The following is a 19295-nucleotide window of genomic DNA, read 5'->3' as shown; positions in this document are numbered from 1 at the left end:
CGCCAAGTTGGGCAAACGCATCTTCTTAACGCCTTGACGTTTGCGCGCAGGAATTATGGTCGGATCGTTGCCATTTAAAGATTTGGTTGCGGGGGCCTGATGGCACGGAGCCTTGTAAAGTCTCTGCCTCAAGCGGGCCCTGCATTGACAATCTCCGTTTACTCCAGAAGCGGCCATTGAACAAAGATCGCGCTGGTCGAAAAGGGGACCGATGGCCGACCGTCCGCTGCTAGGACCCCGAACCACCAAAGCGGACATCAGAGTCCTTGACATCGAGGTCTGCTTGCGGCCCGAAGCGGACGTTGGAGCGGAGCCCTGATCGCAAAGTAGAGGGGCCTTCAGTAGAAATGAACCCTCGACAGATCAATCTCATAGGGATCGATGAGAATGGGCTTTCCATTCTCTTTGTATACTTCAAGTTCTGACAGCTCTCCGCCAGTCACATGCAACGCGAGCCTGACGAGGGCCGCGATGCCCAAGATTCCCTTAGTTTCATCAATGACGTCGTCATAAAATCCTTCAACGGGAATACGGTCGTTCGGCCGCGAGGACGGAGTATCAGTGTCTTTAACCTCGGCGTACGGCCCTTGACTGCGAAGCTTTAGGCTGCTGCCAAAACCAATCCGCATAACTTCCAGAGAATTGAGTTGTTCGAGGATTTCGGCTCGTCCCGGAAACTCCTGCCCGAGCAGGTGTATAATCAGGGCACGCTCGGCAACACCGACTGGCCGCCACCTCCGAAGTGGTACGTCAACGTCCGTGGGTCGACTATTTGTCGCCGATGGAAGCCGCATCCATTCGATCACCTGTCTGGCGTCTGCCATGGCATCCTTGGCGCTCGCGAGGATGCCTGACGTACGTTCTCCGACCCAAGAGGGCGGGCTGTCATCCCATTCAGAGAGCACCTCTTCGACATATTCGTACTTCCCGTCAGAACGAGAATACACGCTGACACGCCGGGCGTAATCTTCCCGCACAACCCTCATGGTTAGTTCGCCGGGCATGGTTCTTTCCTCCCTTTGACTTATCCTGAATTGAAATTGGGAGGAGTATCAACGTCCGCTTGCGGCGCGAAGCCGTCACTGGGGAATGGCCTTCTTTGGAACAAGCAGGTCACCGTGAAGATGATCGTGACAAAGTCCCCTGCCAGCCTGAAGCTAGCCATGGATCAGAATGTTCAAGGCCGTCTATATAATACGGTGGCGGTTCTCGGTTATCTAATGGGTATCGTGGCACCAGGAAATCAGTGGCGTCAGCATCTCCTGGAATTGATGGATTCCTGCCCGCTCGCGGATGAAAATGCCATGGGTTTCCCCCATAACTGGAAAAATCTTTCCGCGTTTGTGTTCAATGAAGGTCTTGATGGGATTCGAACCGGAAGCCGATTTAGGAAATGGTCGAGTGATGGCGCTCGTGAAGCTGCTCATGGAGGTCAAGCGTGAAGTCCGACTGCTGGCCAAACAGACCGAAAGCCGAGCGTCCGCTGGCTCTTGGACCAACACTGACGGAACTGCGGCGACTAGGCCTGGCGCTGGCCCGTGCTATTCGGCTGGTAATATGAGACGGCCGTTCGGGACCTGCAGGCACTCTGAACCTAATTGGCCATCGAGCGGTTCAACCAGTCGACATACCTCATTGAAGCCACCCGAGCGTCATTGCGCGGCAGCAGCGTGTCGTCGTTCAGTCTGACGCCGTAATAGCGGGCGGTGTCGTCCGTAACAACGGCGCGCGTGTCTTCGTTTGCAGTTATATGCACTCGGGCGATTTCGTCGAGGCCGAATTGCTCGGGGCCACCAATTTCGACCGTATCGTTCAATGCGCCTTCCGTCGCTAAACGAGAAAGCGCTTCGGCAACGTCATCAGCCGCTATCGGCCTTGCTGACGCGGAAGGAAGTCTGACGCTCTCCCCATCCGCCCCCATGTCGACAACGCCACCTATGAATTCGAAGAATTGCGTGGAATGGAGGATCGTGTATGGCCGGCGCGCGGCTCGGATGAGATTTTCCTGTACCATCTTCGCGCGGAAGTAATCGCTTTCGATAAGGCGGGGTGTCCCCACCACCGAGAGCGCGATGTAATGCGCGACGCCCGCGTTGGCGGAAGCCGCCAACAGGTTCTCGGTAGACGCCTTGAAAAACGCCAGCGCGGAATTGTCGCCGAATGATGCGGCGTTGGTCACGTCGATGATCACGTCGGATCCAGCGACGGCCAGGACAAGCCCTTCCCCGGTTACGCTATTGACCCCGAGCGAAGGAGAGGCCGAGACTACCTCGGCGTCCGTCTGCCGAAGCTTGTCTACAAGCCGGGTTCCAATGCGGCCGCTCGCGCCTAGTACGGTGATTTTCATCGGCGTTGTTCCATCTGTTGCTGTCGTCGGCGTATGACCACCGGAGCATCCTTCTTCGTCAATAGAACGACGATAAACTTTTGGTCGTGCTCGCATTTCGGCTGATCAGTGATTGTCGGTAGGCCCCTCGTAGAAGGTCTCTCCCGACTGCTTCGACGTGCCGCCGGACGACTTGGAGTTCTGCGTGCCGTTCTCGGCGCCTGTGGTTGCGGAACCGATGCTATCGGTTGTTCCCACCTTGGTGTTCGACTTCTGCTCGGTCGTGGCACCACCAGATGCATCCCGCGACCTTGTCTTGGACTTGGTTTCCGTCGAAGACCCAAGCACCGGCTACAAAACTCGCAAACAGGATTGGCCACGCCGATCCGGTCGGCTTTCGAGCGTCAATGGCAAATATTCGTCAGAAGTCCCACCATACTGGGACCCAACGAAACAGATTGCCGGCGGCCGCTATTCGTCCCACGGAGGGGAACGGCAAATGCGTCGATATCAACCACGAGCCATTGCCGGCAAGTTCGTGCATCAGACTCAGCCGAACGCGGGTCGCCTCCTCCGGGTCGTGCTCGAAGCCGTTGTGCCACTCCGGATGGTCGAACGAAACCGGGAATATGGCGTCGCCTGCGAACATCAGTCGCTCGCTTCCAGACGTTAGGCGGACAACGCTATGTCCGGGAGTGTGGCCGCCCGTACGAGTGACGACAACCCCAGGTGCCACCTCTGCCTCTTCGTTGAATGTTCGAAGGTGACTGTGGTATTCGCCCAAGAATTCGAGAGACGCGCGTCGCGCAAGTTCCACTAGGGGCGGCGGCATGGCGGTCCGAGAGAAGTCGGGCGACTTCCAGAATTCGGTTTCCACAAAAGACACATGAATCCTGAGGTCCGGGCGTAGCCGTTCCTTGACGCCGTCAGCGAGCAATCCGCCAACGTGGTCGAAGTGCATGTGGGTGAGGATTACGTCGGTGACCGCCGCAAGATCGATTCCTGCCGCCTCCAGCCGGTGGACAAATAAGCCCGCCCGCGGGAAGTCCGGATATTCCTCCCCCAGGCCACTGTCTATGAGAATCGTCTGGCTGCCGCTGCGCACGACGACCGCATTCAAGGCCCAGTCGAAAGCCCCTTTCGACAAGAACATGTTGTCCAGCCAGGCCGAACGGGTTGCCGGGTCAGCGTTGGTGGCCATTGACTCGGCCGGCGGCGTCAGCACGCCGTCGCTGATCACAAGTACGTCGATGTCGCCGACGCGCACTGCATAGCGCGAGGGGACCAGCTCGTCCTGCGGGTTACCGAGTATGGCCCCGGGGATCGATGTGGTGGCGGGTCTTGCTTCTACCGTTGACATGATAGGCTCCAGATACGGTTGTTGAGAGCTGTCGGTCATAGGTCACGGTGGGAACCCTAAATCCGGGGAGCGATGCGGTCGAGCTATGCTTAGGTTGGGGGCCTCGCTGGCGGTGGACCTCCACAGCAACCTCAGGGGCCTACGTTTTCCAGCATAACCCATTGGCTGTCATAGCCTCCGAGGTGCGTGATCAGAGGCAGGCGGTTGTCGACTGTGTTTCCCCGACGGTGGTCACTAACCTTGGTATATCTAGTTTTTCTCTTGGTAGGTCGCATACGATCCGCGCCGGTCATAGGCAGGATCAAAAGCGAAGGAGAAGCATGATGCGAAAGCTCGCGACCTTTTTGTTTTGCTCGGCACTGATTGCAGTGCCTGCCGCCGCGGCGGACAAACCGCATAACGCCAAAGTCACCGTGGTCTTCGACCACCCCCTCCCCAACGTGCCAGGCAAGAGCATGCGCGGCGTGCTCGTCGAGTATGGGCCAGGTGGGCATAACCCGTCGCATACCCACGCCAAGAGTGCATTCATCTACGCTACCGTCATCGAGGGCGAGATCAAGAGCCAGCTCAACGACGGTAAAGTGACGATCTATAAGACCGGCGAAAATTGGATCGAAGTACCCGGTGACCACCATCAGGTCAGTGCTAATGCCAGCGATACGAAGCCCGCCAAAATTCTCGCGGTCTTCGTTGTCGACACCGATGAAACGAAACTCACAATACCGGATGGCGCTACCGATTAGGTTGCGAGCGGTACTGGCCCCTCTCAAACCAGTCTCTCTGATCGTGGGCGGTCGCATCCGAACTTTGATGTGCCGCCCCCAAACGAGGGTCCCGATCTTGATCTTAACAAGATCGCAGCCCCGGAGCTTGCTGTCGATTGCGAGATCGAATAGTGCGCGATCTCTCATGCGTCCCTCCCGATCCAGGAAGAAGCGAATCGCCCAAATCTGGCGCTGCTTCAGCGGCTTCTTGACGCCGACCTCCCTGCCAGCATTCCATGCTGGCAGGCCCAATGCGGCAGGATCATATTGTGCAATGCCCATTTGAATGCTCCTTTGGCCTTCATGGCCTGTAGGAAAACGTGTGCGCTAAAGGATTCACTGGGGGCCGACTGCCGACGGTCCGCTGCCAGGATCCCCAACACGAAAGCGGACATCAGAACTCTTGCCTGGCAGGTCTGGGACCGGGCCCAAAGCGGACGTAGGTGCGCAGAATTGCGGCGTATGCGAAGTCCTACGACTACTCGTCGCGGAGCAAGCGTGATCAGTTAATTATGGGCCGTCGAACGGCCCATGCCTACATGAAGTAGGGTTTGTCGGTATCTGTGCCGGGTTTGCTGATACCACGAGACGACGACGAAAGGCGAAGGCCTTAGGGGGCACAGTCGTTTCTCGTAACCGCCGAACTCTAGCCGTCCGCATTGAGGCGATGACGTTTTTCGCCTGATTGTCGAGGTCATCACCCGTCAGGTCCGCGTGGACGATATCCTACTCTGTTATGGCCGCGTTTATCTGTTGACGACTGAGCACGTCGCCTTGGACGACTCTGGCATCGGCGGGCGGACTTGTGATCCTGCCCGCCTTCGAAGGAAGAGCGCCATTTGGGTGCCGCTGTCATCGGCGAGCCGATCAATCACATGCGCAATCTGGCCGCCAGCGTCAGGAATTAGAACGTGGCCGCCCGCTTTACTCGGCGGCTTTGGCCAATACGGAAACGGTGGCTTCGCCAAGGTGCGATTTGAGGAAGGGGATCACGCGGTCCAGAGCGATACCGGTCGGGATTGGATTGTCATAGAGGTCATAATGCGACCAGCCTTCGGCCACGACCAGTTCCTTGTTCTTCGAGGCGGCGCGACCATAGATTTCCATCCCGTCACGATAGGCACCAAAGCCGCCAGGCTTGTCGCCGAACACCAACATCATAGGCTGGCTCAGCAGCGTTTCAGCGAACGCGAAGGCGTCCCACGCGACGGCCGAAGTGGCATGCGAGACCAGCATCCTCGTACCTGACCCAACAGCCGGGCATCGGTTGCGGTAGTAGTCCGTCGCTTCCAGCACATCTATGTCGGTGATACCAGCAGCCTTGCCCTCTTCGACGCTGGCGGGCAGGAAAATGTTGATGCGCTCTTCTGCGCCGCCGTTCTCCGCCGTGCGCTGTGCGGCCATTCCTTCGAGAGCCCCGACAGGGTCGAAACTGCTGAAGCCTTCCCGCATCAGACGTCCAAAGTTGACACCGGTGATGCTGACCAACGCCTTGATGCGTTTATCGATGATGGTTGCCTTGATCGAGTAACCGCCGCCACCGCAGATACCGAGGATGCCGATCCTGTTGGCATCGACGTAGGGTAAGGACTGGGCGTAGTCGATGACATCACGATAGTCCTTCACCCGCTGTTCGGGGTCTTCGATCCAGCGTGGTTGGCCGCCGCTGCCGCCCTGGAAGCTGGCATCCGGAACGATGACGACGAAACCCGCCTTTGCCAGCGCCGCGCCGTAGACATTGCCGGAGGTCTGCTCTTTGCAGCTACCGATAGGATGGTTCGAAACCACTGCCGGATAGTACTTCCCGGCGTCGAAGTCCGGCGGGAAGTGGATGTTGGCGGCAATGTCCCAATACATTCCGGGGTTGCGAATGGTCACGCTTTCCATGTGACTCTCCTGTTCGTCTGGAACGCCTTGCGCTCGTTGGTATCGTATTGTCGTTACTCGGCGGCTTGGCTCGCTGTGGCGTTGGCAACAAGCTTCTCCTGGAAGAATGGTGCCAGGACCGATACCGCCTCACCGACGTACTTCTCGCCGTCATACAGCTCCATGTGGTTCGCCCCCTTGACGACATGGAGTTTCTTGTCCGAGGAGGCGGCACGTCGCAGCAGGTCATCGCTCATCCATTTGCTGCCCGCTTCGCTCCCCGCGATGATCTGAAGCGGCTGCGTCAGGTAGACCTCGGCCATGTGATAGGCGTCGTAGGTGATGATCTGGTTCAGGCTACGCAGCGTCGCGAAACCTGGAGCGGTCGGGCATTCCGCGCGAGGCGTGTGATAGTATTCCCAGGCCTGGCGCAGTTCCTCGTTCGGCGCGTCCTCTTCCCTCAAAGGAGCGAGCGGCATTTGGCCCTTGGTGGCGCTAACAGCATCTGCGGTGCGAGCGTTCGATCCGGCGTCGATATAGGGGAGCGCGTCGATATCCTTGACGTTGTTCTCCCAGCCGTTGCGGAACATCGAGCCGATATTGACAGCACTGACCGTGCCGACCGCCTTGATCCGGCGATCCTGGATCGCAGCGTTGGCGGTGTACCCGGCTCCGGCACAGATGCCCATGGCACCAATACGACCCTGATCGATGTAGGGAAGCGTCGTCAGATAGTCGATGACGGCACTGACGTCTTCGGTGCGGATGTAGGGGTTCTCGAGCTGGCGCGGTTCGCCGCCGCTTTCGCCCTGATAGGATGCATCATAGGCGATCGCCACGAACCCCACCTCGGCAAGCTTGCGGGCATAGGTTCCGGCTGTCTGTTCCTTCACGCCGCCGCCCGGATGGGAGACGACGACGGCGGGATATTTGCCGCTTTCGTTGAACCCTGCGGGGAAATTGATGAACGCCGACATGGTGATCCCAGGATTGTTCGAGTTCACGAAACTGATCTTACCCATTGTCATCTCCTCTTGTTCTGATCTGGTCTTCACCGCGCCAGCAGCGGACGACTGGAAATATACTGCCCGCCCGGCTATCATTCCATGATAGAGAAGTGCATGAACCTATCACTGAGGTGATTGATGGATCGCCAGGACATGGCAGACCTCACGGCGTTCGTCGTGGTGGCCGAAGAGCGCAATTTTACGCGGGCCGCGTTGAAGCTTGGGCTATCGCAGTCGGCACTCAGTGGCATCGTACGCCGTCTGGAAGAGCGGCTGGGAGTAAGGCTTCTGGCGCGAACCTCCCGCAGCGTCGCGCCAACGGAAGCGGGCGAACGGCTCGTACAAACACTGACACCGATGCTCCGTGAACTTGACCAGAGCTTCGCCGACCTCAGCGAGTTCCGGGATCGGCCAGCCGGAACGATCCGCATCACGTCGGTGGAGCATGCGGCAAAGACCATCATTCGGCCGACGCTGACGCGATTGCTGACGAAGTATCCCGACATCAATGTCGAGGTGATTGTCGACTATGGTTTGGTCGATGTCGTTGCCGACCGCTTTGATGCCGGGGTCCGCTTGGGGAAGCAGGTCGCCAAAGACATGATCGCGGTGCGCATGAGTCCGGATGTGCCAATGGCCATCGTCGGATCACCTGCCTATTTCGAAAAGCATGCTGTTCCGGAAAACCCCGAGCACCTCATCGATCACCGGGCCATTAACCTGCGTCTGCCCACGACAGGCGTCTTAAATGCATGGCGGCTCATCGATGGCGGGCGTGAGGTCAGGGTCAGAGTCGATGGTCCTTTGGTCTTCAACACAATCGAGCTGATCCTCGACGCAGCGGTTGACGGGCTAGGGCTGGCTTATATGCCGCTCGACCAGGTGACTGAGCATATCGCCAGTGGACGGCTGAATAGAGTGTTGCCGGACAGCACACCACCACTTCCCGGTTATCACCTGTATTACCCGAGCAGACGGCACGCATCCCCGGCGTTCAGCCTGTTCGTCGATGCGGTCAGATACCGGGCGTGAAGCGTATGACCGCTGTTTGCGCGAACATACCACCTCGTGGATCCAAAGAGATGTCCGCTTATGGGATCCTGCTAGCATGCAAGCTATGTCCGGAATGGGGCGCAAAGCGGCCAAGGCTGTTGCCTTGGCCCGTTGCAACCATCGCAACCGGCTCGCTTCACGACACCCCAGATATTCTGCGGCCGGCTATTCCGGCTTCCGGTTCATCTGCGATCCCAACGGCATCACCTCCAGGCTTCGCCTATCCAGTTGCGCGAACACCTCGTCGAACCCAAACCGCGGACTCCAGTTCAAATCGCGGATGGCCGCGGCCGGGTCATAGACACGATCTATGGACGTCGGCAAGCTCCATCCCCTGAGCTGGAATTCGGCAGCAAGCCCGGGACACCGAAGCCGGATGACCGAGGCAGCGTCCCCCGCCAGAGCCTCACAATCCTCAACCGCAAACGGGGTAGATCCCGAAAGGATATGACGTTGAAATGGGGCTCCTTCGTTCGTCAATGCCAGTACGTGGCCGTCTGCGACATCACGAATGTCCACGCCCCGGTGCAGCCTGTAGGCAGCCATGACATCGGCCGGCTCGGGAAAGCTGCGAGACATCCGGAGAACGCGCACAGCCAATTTGGAAGCCGCCATGTCTTCGAGAATGCGTTCGGCGTCCAGCTTGGTGCGGTGATAGATGGATTAGGCTGATGCGTTGTCGCCTCGTCGATCCAGCTGCACGAACTGGACGAAACGGAATGTCCGTACAAAGCCGTCATGCTGGTGAAAACGAATCGTCTGACGCCAGCCGCCAGCGCAGCCCTCGCGATACGCTCGGTCCCGGCGACGTTGATCCGCTGAAATTCCTCGTCCGGAACGACGCCGACATGAGGCGCGTGCAATGCGGCCGAGTGAATGATCGCATCCGCGCCATCAAGGGCAGACGCCAGGAGCCTTTCGTCCGCGAAGTCGCCGACAAAGCGCGTCGTCGAAAAGGGCGAACGATCGATCCCGACACGGACAGGGCGTTGAAAATGGCGCGACCAACGCGTCCGGAACTACCAGTAAGCACTACCCGCATTCGTACTCCTGAACATTTCGATGCTGTGTCGCGTAGGAGGCTGGAAGCGCCGAGAATATCGAATTCACCGACAGCGACAATGACCGGAGCGTGTTACCGCTGGCTTTCCCAGAAAAGGACGAGTTGGGCCATTTTTCGCTATCGGCGCTAGAAGGAGGATGATCTAACTGCACGGACTGGATCCCTACCAACTTCCAGGGAGAGAAGATCGTGGTGAAGACGCGGTTTGCGATAGCGGCCGACGCTGCGCTCGTGCTGGCGAAAAATGCCGCAAAGGTTCCGGACAACCACGCCTTGGTTGCCCCAACGCTCTTGCGATCCCAAATGTTGGCCCACCTCTATTCGGCGGTGCGCAATGGCGATCTCCGCAAGAGGGAAGCTGACATTCAGCTGGACTATCTCCGGGGTCTGAGAATTCGATTGCTCGGCGACCGCGTGTTGCAGCGATACGCGTGGAATATCGCCAGTCAACTTGACTGGGCGGATACCTATCGCGCCGAATACATCGCCGTCACGCAGCTGCAGGCGGATGCATTGGTCACCCTGGACCCTGACCTTGCCGCGGCGGCGCAGCCTTTCGTCCAGGTCGCCTCGCTGAAGGATTTGCTGACGACGGTCGTTTGAGTATGGCGATAGGGATGACACTAGGGCGGCTGTTTTCGGCCCATTGCGGTCATCGAAGGCGGATCACTGAAAGACTGCTTTGCGCCCTCATTCCGGTCGTTGATAAGTTCGCAGCAAGATTCCGAAAGCAGCCACCCGCGTGACCAGGTTCGGCGGACTTTAGGCGTCGGAAGCGGACACCGCCGTTTCAAAGTCTCGTGAATTGTGCAGCCGCAAAATTCAAGCTTTTACGGGTAAATTTACCGTTACGCACTTCTAATATTCGTCCGTGCCCTTAGCTTCCTCCACGAAATGTTGGACTGCGCAAAAGCACGGAGAACGCAATGACCTCCTCTGACGGCAATGGCATCAGCAGATCGGAATTCCTTCGTGGCATGGCATCGGCGGGTCTGGCCGTCACGCTCGTCGGGCAATCAGCCAAGGCGAGCGCCCAAGATGCGCCCCCAGTTCCTCGAAGCGGAAGTGCAGCCAAGCCCGCCACGAAGGCCACACTTGATTACAACGCGCTCTATCGCAATGGCCTCCCGTTCGACGACGTGCAGGACTTCAAGGATTCGCATCGCGGTCTGCTAGCGGCCTTGCCCGACCCGGCCATCATCAAGAACGCCGACGGGACGCCGGTCTGGGACCTCAGCGTCTATGATTTCCTTGGCACCTCCGAAACCGACGACGCTCCGGATACTGTGAACCCCAGCCTCTGGCGCATGGCCAAGCTCAACATGATCCATGGTCTCTTCGAGGTCGTCGACGGCATTTACCAGGCTCGCGGCTACGACCTGTCGGTCATGAGCATCATCCGCACCGACACCGGCTACATCGTCATCGATCCATTGGTCAGCTCGGAAACGGCGCGGGCCGTCTGGAAGGAGCTTGTCATTCCGAAGCTCGGCGACAAGCCGATCGTCGCGGTCATCTATACCCACAGCCACGTCGATCACTATGGCGGTGTGCGCGGTCTGGTGAACCAGACCGACATCGATGCCGGCAAGGTCAAGATCGTCGCACCAGAGGACTTCACCAAGGCTGCCGTTGGCGAAAACATCATTGCCGGCAATGCGATGAGCCGCCGCGCCAGCTACATGTACGGCAACCTGTTGCCGCGGGGACCGCAGGGTCAGGTCGATGGCGGCCTCGGCAAGACCACGTCGACAGGTGAAATCGGGCTGGCGCTGCCGACTGATTGGGCAACCGAAACAGGCCAGAAGATCATCATCGACGGCGTCGAGCTGCAAGTTCTGATGGCCCCGGAATCGGAGGCACCGTCGGAATTCATGTTCTACATCCCGAAGTACAAGGCGTTTTGCGCCGCCGAAGACGCCTGCCACACACTCCACAACCTCTACACCCTGCGTGGGGCGAAAGTTCGCGACGGTCTGCTCTGGTCAAAATATCTGCAGCAGTCGATCGACATGTTCGGTGGCGAGACCGAGGTCCTCTTCACCTCCCACCACTGGCCGACATGGGGCAACGACCGCGTCATCGCCCACCTCAAGAGCCAGCGCGACATGTTCCGCTTCATCCATGACCAGGTCATGCGGATGGCCAACAGCGGCATGACGCCGAAGGAAATCGGCGAAGTCATCCGCCTTCCGCAGGCGCTGGCCACGACATGGGCGTGCCGGAGCTACTACGGCACCGTCTATCACGACGCTGTGGCGCAATATAACCTTCGCCTCGGCTTCTTCGACGGCGCGCCTGCGACCCTTCACCAGCTACCGCCAACCGAAGCCGGCAAGCGCTACGTCGACTTCATGGGCGGTGCCGACAATGTGCTGCGGCAGGCGAAGGAATCCTTCGAGCAAGGCGACTATCGCTGGGTGGCCGAAGTCGTGAACCATGTCGTTTTCGCCGATGCCAGCAACGTCGCTGCCAAGCAGCTTCTTGCCGACACCTACGAGCAGTTGGGTTACCAGTCCGAATCCGGACCATGGCGCAACTTCTACCTGACGGGTGCACGCGAACTGCGCGAAGGCGTGACCGAACTCCCGGTTCCGAACACGGCGAGCCCGGACACGATCAGGGCAATGCCGATCGACATGTTCTTCGACTTCCTCGGGGTCCGGCTGAACGGCGAGCGCGCAGCGGGCAAGACGATCGAGATCAACATGGAGCTGACCGACACCAACGAAAAATACGTCGTCGGCGTCGAGAATTCGGCGATCCACTATTCCAAGGACAAGAGCGCACCGAGCGCTGATGTCTCGATTGTCACCACCCGCGAGGCGTTGAACGACGTGATGCTCGGCACCTCGACGATGGAGAAGCAGGTGGTTGAAGGGAAAGCCAAGCTCACCGGTGATCCCAAGAGGCTTTCGGAATTCGTCGGTTTGCTCGACAACTTCGAGTTCTGGTTCAACATCGTGACCGCCTGAGCGTAAAGGAGCAGCAAGCGCATGTGCACCATATGCTCGTTGACGATCGAGTTTGCAGTCGAGCATCCGCTGACGCTTGCGGTTGCAGTAGCCACCCGGCAGGCGATCGATGATGGTCTCCTGCCGGAAGCACCGGCTGAAGAGAAGGACATGGCGCAATCGCGCCATGAGGCGGTCGTACTTCTGACTTTCCTGCAGCAACGCCTCGAGCAGGTTCTGTCTGCCTCTCGTTTGCTGGCCCTGCCGAACTTCTTCGTGCTGATGATCGAGAGCCGGACGTGGGGCTACTTCCACCCCACGCTCTCGGGTTTTGATGTTCGCGCAACCCCTTCCTCGCCTCGGATCGAACCGGATGAAACCGGCGAGCGCGATGCCATCGTGGTGATATCGCAGGCAGCCGCAGACGAAATCGCCAAGGGACGCCTGCCGTTTGCACAAGGGCAAGAGTCCGGGGTCGTCTTTGTGGATGCGCCGGATGCATCGGCTGCCGCAATCCGGTCGGCCTTCATGACCGCCTATCCTGTCGGCCAGTTCAGCGAGTTCGTCTGCACCGAGGTGGCGTGAGCAATCGAATTTGAGCAGGTGGTTGCGACTAGCCGAATTCACGCGGATGGTCGGTCATGTCCACCTCTCTAATGGGCATTTGGGCCAAGATGAAAAGCCATCCTCCGCAGTAGCATCAGGGCAACACTGATCAAAAAATGACGGAAAATGGCTGGCTGATCCTTTGAACACGCTTTGCTAATGGAAGCGCCCAGAGCAACCTGAGGTCGCCAAGGTGTTCATCCGGTGCAAACCGATTGGAGGAATTCGTGACCGGCCCGAAGTCTCTCCTCGTTGCTCTCGCAATTTCCTTATGCTCCTGCTGCTCGGCCACCGCACAGGACGCGGACTTGGCCAAGAAACTGTCGAACCCCATTGCCTCACTGATCAGCGTACCATTCCAATTCAACTATGATACCGGATACGGCCCGATCGATGGACACAAGGCAGTGCTTAACATCCAGCCGGTCATTCCGATCGAGCTCAATGCGGATTGGAACGTGATTTCGCGAACGATCGTCCCCGTCACGTGGCAGGACGACATCGCCGGTGAAACGGGATCGCAGTTCGGTCTGGGTGACACTCTGCAGAGCTTCTTCTTCTCTCCCAAGCAACCCGGGCCTGGCGGCATCATTTGGGGTGCAGGTCCAGCCATCCTCCTACCGACCGCAACCGAACCGCTTTTGGGCGGCGAGAAGCTCGGGATCGGTCCGACAGGCGTGGTATTGAAGCAGGACGGCCCATGGACCTACGGCGCGCTTGCAAATCATATCTGGTCGGTGGCAGGGGACGGCGGTCGTGCGGATATCAGCTCCACGTTCCTACAGCCTTTCATTTCCTACACGACCCAGGATGCCTGGACCTTTGCGCTCAATACCGAGAGCACCTACGATTGGGAGGGCAACCAGTGGAGCGTGCCGATCAACGTTTCGGTCGCGAAGCTCGTCACGTTCGACAAGCAGCCAGTGAGCTTCCAGGTTGGCGCGCGATACTGGGCGGCGTCTGCAGAAGGCGGCCCGGAAGGCTGGGGAGTGCGGGCCTCGATCACGTTTCTGTTTCCGAAGTGACCTCATGGCCCCGCTAGCATGACGAGGCTACAATGAACTTGATCATTGCAATCGCCGAGACCAGCATCCTTGCCGTCGGGCTGCTCCTGCTTGTCCTTCAACTTGCGGCCCACGAAGTCGGCTTCCGCCTAGGCAGCCGCGTCAGAGCGCGTGGCACCGGGCAACCGGAAAACGTCGGCGTCGTCGTTGGCGGAATGCTCGGCCTGCTGGCGTTCGTGCTCGCGCTGACGCTTTCCTATTCCAGCGCTCGCTTCAACGAACGTCGCCAGGATACGCTGAGCGAGGCCAACGCGATCGGTACCGCCTGGCTTCGCGCGCAGGCCGTTGGATCAACCGAGGCACTGGACGTGGCCGGGCTGCTTACGGAGTATCTCAACGCACGCGAGAATTTCGTTCGGGCAGGACGCGACGAGGAAGCGATCAACAGGGCGAACCAGGAGACCTCGCGGCTTCAGCAGGAAATCTGGAACCGGGTCACGACCATCGTGCGTCAACGCCCGGACCCGATCGCCGCGTCTCTTATGGCCTCCGTTAACGAGACTTTCGATGCGAGCACCTCCGAGCGCTTCGCACTCGAAACGCGACTGCCGTCGCAGATCTTCTGGTTGCTCATCGGCGTCATGGTAGCGAGCATGTCGTTGCTCGGCTACCAGTTTGGTCTGAAGGGGCGACCTGTGCGCTTTCTGGTTCTCATTTTGACGGTGGTATGGACGGCGATCGTCATCGACATTCTCGATCTTGCTACAGCGCGCCTCGGAAACTTCCGTACCGACCTTCGCGTCTATGAGTGGACGCGACAGGGGCTTTCAACCCCAGTCGTTCCGCTTCAGTGATCTTTCCCGTCGTCGACCGAAAGTCGTTGAGCGCGTTTCGCGAAATGCCAACTACCACCCGCATAAATTGAGCCAGCGATGCGTGTCGAAGACGGGGATGGTTGCGAATTGTCAATATCACGGAGCGAGGGCGGCGGCGACGCCCACGATGATTGGCCCCATCAGCGGTAGCAGCACATTCGAAATCGCGTAGGTCACCGTGTAGCCGATGACCGGAATCGAACTTCCTGCCTGGGAAACGAGTGTGCTGATCGTGGGTGTGCTGCAGTGCTGCCCAGCGATTATTCCCAGAAGAATAGGCGGATCGACTTTCACCAACCTGGAGCCAACGTAAAGCGATACCGCAGCCGGCACCACCGAGACGAGCAGCCCCAGTATCGGCAAGATCAACCCGTATTGCATGATAAGCTTGATTGCATGCGGTCCTGCTTCGAGACCGATCGCCGCGATAAAGGCAGCCAGACCAATATCTTTCGCAAATTCTGCCGCGGGAAGCGGGAAGCCACCGCGCGACGGGTTTCGCATGTTGAGCCAGCCAAAAACCAGACCTGAAATCAACGCCCCACCGCCTGAACCGAGCGTTAGCCTCATCGCACCGAGCTCGAGGCTGAGATGACCGATCAGCAAGCCGACGACTATACCGATGCCCAGATATGTGAAATCGGTTTTATGCGTTGCGGGAAGCGGGTTGCCGAGTTCGATGGCAGCGCGTTCGACCGCCTTCTCAGGCCCGTAGAGCGTCAGGACATCGCCTTGTTGCAGGACGGCTCCCGATAGCGCCGGGATCTGCTGTCCGAGTCTCCGCACGTTCGACACAAAGACGCCGCGGTGCAGTTCCGGCGAGGCAAGTCGCCTCAGGTCGCGGATCTGCCGACCGAAGACCTCCTTTCGGGAAAGGACGACGTCGCGCGACACCAAGGTGATGCTGGCTCCATCGGGTACAGGCACTTCGTCCCCGAACAGGTCTCGAACGGAGATGACCGCATTGCGCCGCCCACGGATGAAAAGAATGTCGCGAGGCTCGACCACCAACTCGGGCAGCGCCTCCACAACGTCACTTCCTCGGTGAACGCCTTCTATCGCGATCGACCAGTTCCGGCTGCGCTCGACATCGCCAACTGTCTGTCCTGCCACAGAGCCCGCGCAGAACGCTCGCCCGACCAGCAGAGGAAGGCCCTCTGGCTGGTCGCCGACGTCTTCGGGTGAGCCGAGTTTTCGTGCCAGTGCCTGCGCCTCTTGCTTCAGATCAATCCCAAGGATCAAAGGTGCAATCTGTGTGACAAAGACCACGATTCCGATCAGGCCGAACAGATAGGTGAGACTATACGCAGTCGCGATGTTTCCTTGGAGTTCCTCGATAGCCGCCTGCGGCAAGGAGAGATGGGATATCGCCTCCGACGCCGTGCCAACGACTGCGGACTCTGTTGCCGATCCCGCGAAGAGCCCAGAGGCGGTTCCAATGTCGAGGTGAAAGATAACGATCGCCGCCGCGACCAGCAGCAGCGCGCAGATCACTTCGATCACCGAAAAAATCCCGTACCGCCATCCGCCGCGAATATTGGCGAAGAATTGTGGCCCGGCCGAAAATCCGAGCGCGTAGATGAACAGCGCAAACGCTGTCTCCTTCAGGTCAGAGCTTACGCGGACACCGAACTGACCGAGTGCAAGGGCGACGAGAAGCGTTCCGCAGATGCCGCCGAGTTGGATTGGGCCGACACGCAATCGTCCAATGAAATAGCCGAGTGCCATCGAAAGGAAGAGTGCAATGACAGGATTAGCCAGGAACGACATGCTTAGCGGCCCTCACTGAAGTGATCAAAAGCCATCGTTGTCGCCGACGGCGAAGACATATCCCAGGAACTATAGGCGGCCCGTCTTGCCCGGCGGTATTGGTTGGACACAATCCCCCATAGTCTCCTCGGCATTCAAACCCGGCCTACTGCTGACCAACTCATACACCACGAGCTCCTCCATCCGGCCCTTGGCGCGAGCTGTGCCCAAAGCTCGGAACTCGAAGATTTCGGATACGGCGGCCCGAACAGCTCCGCTTGCCAAAATGGATGTACCGAACTCCTTGTTCATTCCCTCGAGGCGCGAACCGACATTGACGGTGTCGCCCATGGCGGTGTACTGCCGCCTAGCCTTCGCGCCGACGCTGCCGACGACGGCTTGGCCGGTGTGCAGGCCGAACCGGGTGACGAGTTGTGGGCGATGAGCCTGGCGGTTGGCGGCATTCATTCCATCGATCGCCTGCTTCATCGCAAGCGCGCAGCGACAGGCCTTTGCTACATGGTCATCGTCACGGGTGGGGGCGTTCCACATGCCAAAGATGGAGTCTCCGAGATACTGGACGATCGTCCCGTCGTGTTGCTCGACAGTTTCGTTCAGAAGTTCGAAGTACGCCGAGAGCAACTCGACGACCTCTTCCGGCGAATGCTGTTCGGAGATCGTGGTGAAGTCCTGAATGTCTGTGAAGAGGACTGTGATTTCCTGCCGTCCGGCCACCCCGATAGCGGACTGCCCAGATGTCACGATCCTTCGGACAAGTTCTCGGGGCACATACAACGAGAACGTAGCAATGGTGTTTCGGGCTGCTTCAAGCGTGCGCCCGAGAATGTTGATTTCGGCAATCCACGAATGCGGAAGCCGGCGTTCCTCGAATTTCAGATCGCCGATGCTTCGTGCCTCGTCCGCCAATGCGAATAGGGATTTGCTGATCAGCCGCGCCATGACGATTGCGGCGCCGATACCCACCGCAACGAATGCGGTCGCCGTCAGAAGGTTCTTCAAGAGCAGCCTGTCAGTCGGGCCAACCAAATCAGCCAACGGCGCGGCGATAACGACAGCGTTTCCTTTCAGAAGACCCGAGAATTCCACGGGAGAAATCTGTGCCACGTAGCTAACGCCGTTCACACTGAATGGCACGATGCCTCCGCCGGTCCCCTTGTGAGCTGAAAGCAGCGCCCGAATGGGGGCGATCGCCGGATCGGCGTCGTCAGGGACGGAGGCGTCTCCGGAATCGCCTCGAGACAACGTCTGCAGTATCCTTGCCATAACAGCGGCGTCGGAGTGCACGATCAGGCGCCCACGCCCATCGAACACGTAGCCACGAGCGTTCTCAGATATGGCCTCCTTGTTAAGCAGGCGGCTGATCGTCTGAAGTAGGACGTCCACTCCGGCGACTGTCTCATGATCCTTGCTCATCGGTACTGCGAGCGTAAGGCTCAGGGATTTCGTGGTCGCCGTCACGTAGGGTCCGACCGAGACCTGTTCGCGGGTGTCGCGGGCGGTCTGATACCAAGGGCGCGTTCTTGGATCGTAGGAGTCGCCGAGATCGTTTCGTTGTTCGATCTGGGCACCGTTCGCTCCGAGGAAATGCCATCGGGCTGACGGTTCAGCGGGAGACCTGTCGATGACCCGGATCGCGAATGCGGTCTCTTCCGGCGCCGACAAGACCTCGCGCCAGGCGGGATTGGCAGCGACATTGACAGCTTGGATGAAGCTTCCATCGGGGTAGCCGGCATAGATGCCGTCGATATAGTCGGCGCTCTGAAGCACCTTGAGCAAATAGTCGCGCTTGGCGTCGAAATCCTGGGACGGCGGCGTCAACATCTGTGGCAGGACGGATGCCGTGGCCGCTGCCGAATAGCCGTCACCGAAGACGCTCTGGTAGTTTTCTACGACACGAAGCCCCAGTTGACGCATCTGGGTTTCGCCTGCTGCCAACGCCGTCGCCCGCCCCTGCTCATAGGCCATCCACATCAGCGGCGCTGAGATACAGATCAACAGGCCGACGATAACGACACTCAGATGTACTCTCAGCGGCTTGGACCAACTACTCACCGGTGTCCCCTCCCGCCAGACTGTCGTTTATCGGCAATGACGGGGTCACCCTCGACGCTGACTTTATCGACATTTCCGAGTGGCCGTTGATGCGTTGCAATGACCGCATCTAACCAAGTGCGAAGGCATCGGGTAAGTACGTTACGGTAAATCAAAAATCTGTTACGGAATACCAATGGCCAGACTGTGCGCACCTCGTTCGCCTCTGGCGACCACTTTTGGGTCGCGGTGGCAGATCGGGACCGCGTCACGGCGCAAGAACCTCTGACATGCCGTGTGGACGCCGATCATGCGGCAGGCACCGGGAAAACACTGTTCGGACACGGCAGCGTAGGCCCAGAAGGAGAGCTCGGAGTAAGACATAGAGAACTCACTATGTGTGATCCGGCCGGTTTGCGGGTGCACGGCTCGATCGCCAACATCATGGCGTCGATGGAGGTTCTGGACCTGATGGAGCAGCAGTTCATCACCGCCGCACAGAATGATTTGATGACCAGGATCGCATCCGTCGAGCTCGACACTTGGCAGAAACGCAAAAAAGCTCCTCGACGCTTGAGCGGAGGAGCTTTGTATCAGGCGCCTTGAATGAGCAAAT

At 58.9% G+C, this 19295-nt stretch carries 19 protein-coding genes and 1 pseudogene; 9 read left to right on the top strand and 11 right to left on the bottom strand.

All coding sequences use genetic code 11. From position 1 onward, the window contains the following. Nucleotides 1–338 precede the first annotated feature (338 nt). Nucleotides 339–1004, bottom strand: coding sequence for a hypothetical protein (locus FHT77_RS31265; RefSeq protein ID WP_246719816.1), 666 nt, complete (start codon nucleotides 1002–1004; stop codon nucleotides 339–341). A gap of 159 nt (nucleotides 1005–1163) precedes the next feature. Between FHT77_RS31265 and FHT77_RS12535 the strand changes: the two genes are divergently transcribed. Further along, on the top strand, nucleotides 1164–1442 hold the full coding sequence (locus FHT77_RS12535; protein WP_183755348.1) for a hypothetical protein: 279 nt from the start codon (nucleotides 1164–1166) through the stop codon (nucleotides 1440–1442). 152 nt (nucleotides 1443–1594) lie between these two features. On the opposite strand, the gene FHT77_RS12530 is transcribed toward FHT77_RS12535, so the two are convergent. The 3 genes from FHT77_RS12530 to FHT77_RS12520 all read right to left on the bottom strand — a co-directional run bounded on the left by FHT77_RS12530 (nucleotide 1595) and on the right by FHT77_RS12520 (nucleotide 3686). Next, nucleotides 1595–2347 carry an SDR family oxidoreductase gene (locus FHT77_RS12530; protein WP_183755347.1) on the bottom strand — a complete coding sequence of 251 codons (753 nt, stop codon included), beginning with the start codon at nucleotides 2345–2347 and terminating at the stop codon, nucleotides 1595–1597. A gap of 105 nt (nucleotides 2348–2452) precedes the next feature. Continuing rightward, entirely contained in the window at nucleotides 2453–2674 is a 222-nt protein-coding gene (locus tag FHT77_RS12525; RefSeq protein ID WP_183755346.1) for a hypothetical protein, read from the bottom strand. Between the two features lie 73 nt (nucleotides 2675–2747). Then, the gene (locus FHT77_RS12520) at nucleotides 2748–3686 is read right to left on the bottom strand and encodes an MBL fold metallo-hydrolase (RefSeq protein WP_183755345.1); all 939 of its coding nucleotides are present in this window, start codon (nucleotides 3684–3686) and stop codon (nucleotides 2748–2750) included. Nucleotides 3687–4009: 323 nt separating this feature from the next. Here FHT77_RS12520 and FHT77_RS12515 point away from each other — a divergent pair, with 323 nt between their 5' ends. After that, nucleotides 4010–4429: a cupin domain-containing protein gene (locus FHT77_RS12515; RefSeq protein WP_183755344.1), complete on the top strand. Its 420-nt coding sequence runs from the start codon at nucleotides 4010–4012 to the stop codon at nucleotides 4427–4429. A gap of 57 nt (nucleotides 4430–4486) precedes the next feature. On the opposite strand, the pseudogene FHT77_RS31260 reads toward FHT77_RS12515, so the two are convergent. The 3 genes and pseudogenes from FHT77_RS31260 to FHT77_RS12505 all read right to left on the bottom strand — a co-directional run. Next, a pseudogene (locus tag FHT77_RS31260) lies at nucleotides 4487–4732 on the bottom strand (integrase); the annotation flags it as partial. Between the two features lie 642 nt (nucleotides 4733–5374). Further along, on the bottom strand, nucleotides 5375–6337 hold the full coding sequence (locus FHT77_RS12510) for an alpha/beta hydrolase (protein ID WP_183755343.1): 963 nt from the start codon (nucleotides 6335–6337) through the stop codon (nucleotides 5375–5377). Between the two features lie 53 nt (nucleotides 6338–6390). Next, nucleotides 6391–7338 carry an alpha/beta hydrolase gene (locus FHT77_RS12505; protein ID WP_210280891.1) on the bottom strand — a complete coding sequence of 316 codons (948 nt, stop codon included), beginning with the start codon at nucleotides 7336–7338 and terminating at the stop codon, nucleotides 6391–6393. A 123-nt stretch (nucleotides 7339–7461) separates the two neighbouring features. On the opposite strand from FHT77_RS12505, the gene FHT77_RS12500 reads away from it, so the two are divergent. Further along, a complete protein-coding gene (locus tag FHT77_RS12500; RefSeq protein ID WP_183755341.1) occupies nucleotides 7462–8355 on the top strand; it encodes a LysR family transcriptional regulator in 894 nt (297 codons plus the stop codon). 186 nt (nucleotides 8356–8541) lie between these two features. Here the strand turns inward: FHT77_RS12500 and FHT77_RS31255 are convergent, their stop codons facing one another. Next, nucleotides 8542–8955, bottom strand: a complete 414-nt coding sequence (locus FHT77_RS31255) for a hypothetical protein (RefSeq protein WP_246719814.1) — start codon at nucleotides 8953–8955, stop codon at nucleotides 8542–8544. Then, nucleotides 8853–9287, bottom strand: coding sequence for an NAD-dependent epimerase/dehydratase family protein (locus FHT77_RS31250; RefSeq protein ID WP_246719835.1), 435 nt, complete (start codon nucleotides 9285–9287; stop codon nucleotides 8853–8855). Before FHT77_RS31250 ends, FHT77_RS31255 begins: the two co-directional genes overlap by 103 nt. 341 nt (nucleotides 9288–9628) lie before the next feature. Here FHT77_RS31250 and FHT77_RS31245 point away from each other — a divergent pair, with 341 nt between their 5' ends. From FHT77_RS31245 to FHT77_RS12470, 5 genes are all read left to right on the top strand, one after another. After that, entirely contained in the window at nucleotides 9629–10042 is a 414-nt protein-coding gene (locus FHT77_RS31245) for a hypothetical protein (RefSeq protein ID WP_312859744.1), read from the top strand. A 323-nt stretch (nucleotides 10043–10365) separates the two neighbouring features. After that, complete coding sequence (locus FHT77_RS12485; RefSeq protein WP_246719812.1) at nucleotides 10366–12414, top strand: alkyl/aryl-sulfatase; 2049 nt, start codon at nucleotides 10366–10368, stop codon at nucleotides 12412–12414. A gap of 21 nt (nucleotides 12415–12435) precedes the next feature. Then, complete coding sequence (locus FHT77_RS12480; protein ID WP_183755340.1) at nucleotides 12436–12978, top strand: hypothetical protein; 543 nt, start codon at nucleotides 12436–12438, stop codon at nucleotides 12976–12978. 284 nt (nucleotides 12979–13262) lie between these two features. Beyond that, nucleotides 13263–14024: a transporter gene (locus FHT77_RS12475; RefSeq protein ID WP_312859749.1), complete on the top strand. Its 762-nt coding sequence runs from the start codon at nucleotides 13263–13265 to the stop codon at nucleotides 14022–14024. A 32-nt stretch (nucleotides 14025–14056) separates the two neighbouring features. Further along, on the top strand, nucleotides 14057–14857 hold the full coding sequence (locus FHT77_RS12470) for a hypothetical protein (RefSeq protein ID WP_183755338.1): 801 nt from the start codon (nucleotides 14057–14059) through the stop codon (nucleotides 14855–14857). Nucleotides 14858–14974: 117 nt separating this feature from the next. Here the strand turns inward: FHT77_RS12470 and aspT are convergent, their stop codons facing one another. Together aspT and FHT77_RS12460 are read right to left on the bottom strand one after the other, a co-directional pair. After that, nucleotides 14975–16648 (bottom strand): aspartate-alanine antiporter, encoded by a 1674-nt coding sequence (aspT, locus tag FHT77_RS12465; RefSeq protein WP_183755337.1) that lies wholly within the window; start codon nucleotides 16646–16648, stop codon nucleotides 14975–14977. Between the two features lie 69 nt (nucleotides 16649–16717). Further along, the gene (locus FHT77_RS12460) at nucleotides 16718–18700 is read right to left on the bottom strand and encodes an adenylate/guanylate cyclase domain-containing protein (protein WP_312859743.1); all 1983 of its coding nucleotides are present in this window, start codon (nucleotides 18698–18700) and stop codon (nucleotides 16718–16720) included. A gap of 375 nt (nucleotides 18701–19075) precedes the next feature. On the opposite strand from FHT77_RS12460, the gene FHT77_RS12455 reads away from it, so the two are divergent. Then, complete coding sequence (locus FHT77_RS12455) at nucleotides 19076–19285, top strand: hypothetical protein (RefSeq protein ID WP_183755336.1); 210 nt, start codon at nucleotides 19076–19078, stop codon at nucleotides 19283–19285. Nucleotides 19286–19295: the final 10 nt, after the last annotated feature.

Source organism: Rhizobium sp. BK181, assembly GCF_014193305.1.
Taxonomy (GTDB): Bacteria; Pseudomonadota; Alphaproteobacteria; order Rhizobiales; family Rhizobiaceae; genus Rhizobium.
The sequence above is the reverse complement of the archived record's forward strand: the minus strand, read 5'-3'. Positions and strand labels throughout refer to the sequence as shown.

Coding starts and splice junctions, on each gene's coding strand:
- FHT77_RS31265 (WP_246719816.1), bottom strand. CDS start 1,004: ATGCCCGGCGAACTAACCATGAGGGTTGTGCGGGAAGATTACGCCCGG.
- FHT77_RS12535 (WP_183755348.1), top strand. CDS start 1,164: ATGGATCAGAATGTTCAAGGCCGTCTATATAATACGGTGGCGGTTCTC.
- FHT77_RS12530 (WP_183755347.1), bottom strand. CDS start 2,347: ATGAAAATCACCGTACTAGGCGCGAGCGGCCGCATTGGAACCCGGCTT.
- FHT77_RS12520 (WP_183755345.1), bottom strand. CDS start 3,686: ATGTCAACGGTAGAAGCAAGACCCGCCACCACATCGATCCCCGGGGCC.
- FHT77_RS12515 (WP_183755344.1), top strand. CDS start 4,010: ATGCGAAAGCTCGCGACCTTTTTGTTTTGCTCGGCACTGATTGCAGTG.
- FHT77_RS12510 (WP_183755343.1), bottom strand. CDS start 6,337: ATGGAAAGCGTGACCATTCGCAACCCCGGAATGTATTGGGACATTGCC.
- FHT77_RS12505 (WP_210280891.1), bottom strand. CDS start 7,338: ATGGGTAAGATCAGTTTCGTGAACTCGAACAATCCTGGGATCACCATG.
- FHT77_RS12500 (WP_183755341.1), top strand. CDS start 7,462: ATGGATCGCCAGGACATGGCAGACCTCACGGCGTTCGTCGTGGTGGCC.
- FHT77_RS31255 (WP_246719814.1), bottom strand. CDS start 8,955: ATGTCTCGCAGCTTTCCCGAGCCGGCCGATGTCATGGCTGCCTACAGG.
- FHT77_RS12485 (WP_246719812.1), top strand. CDS start 10,366: ATGACCTCCTCTGACGGCAATGGCATCAGCAGATCGGAATTCCTTCGT.
- FHT77_RS12480 (WP_183755340.1), top strand. CDS start 12,436: ATGTGCACCATATGCTCGTTGACGATCGAGTTTGCAGTCGAGCATCCG.
- FHT77_RS12470 (WP_183755338.1), top strand. CDS start 14,057: ATGAACTTGATCATTGCAATCGCCGAGACCAGCATCCTTGCCGTCGGG.
- aspT (WP_183755337.1), bottom strand. CDS start 16,648: ATGTCGTTCCTGGCTAATCCTGTCATTGCACTCTTCCTTTCGATGGCA.
- FHT77_RS12455 (WP_183755336.1), top strand. CDS start 19,076: ATGTGTGATCCGGCCGGTTTGCGGGTGCACGGCTCGATCGCCAACATC.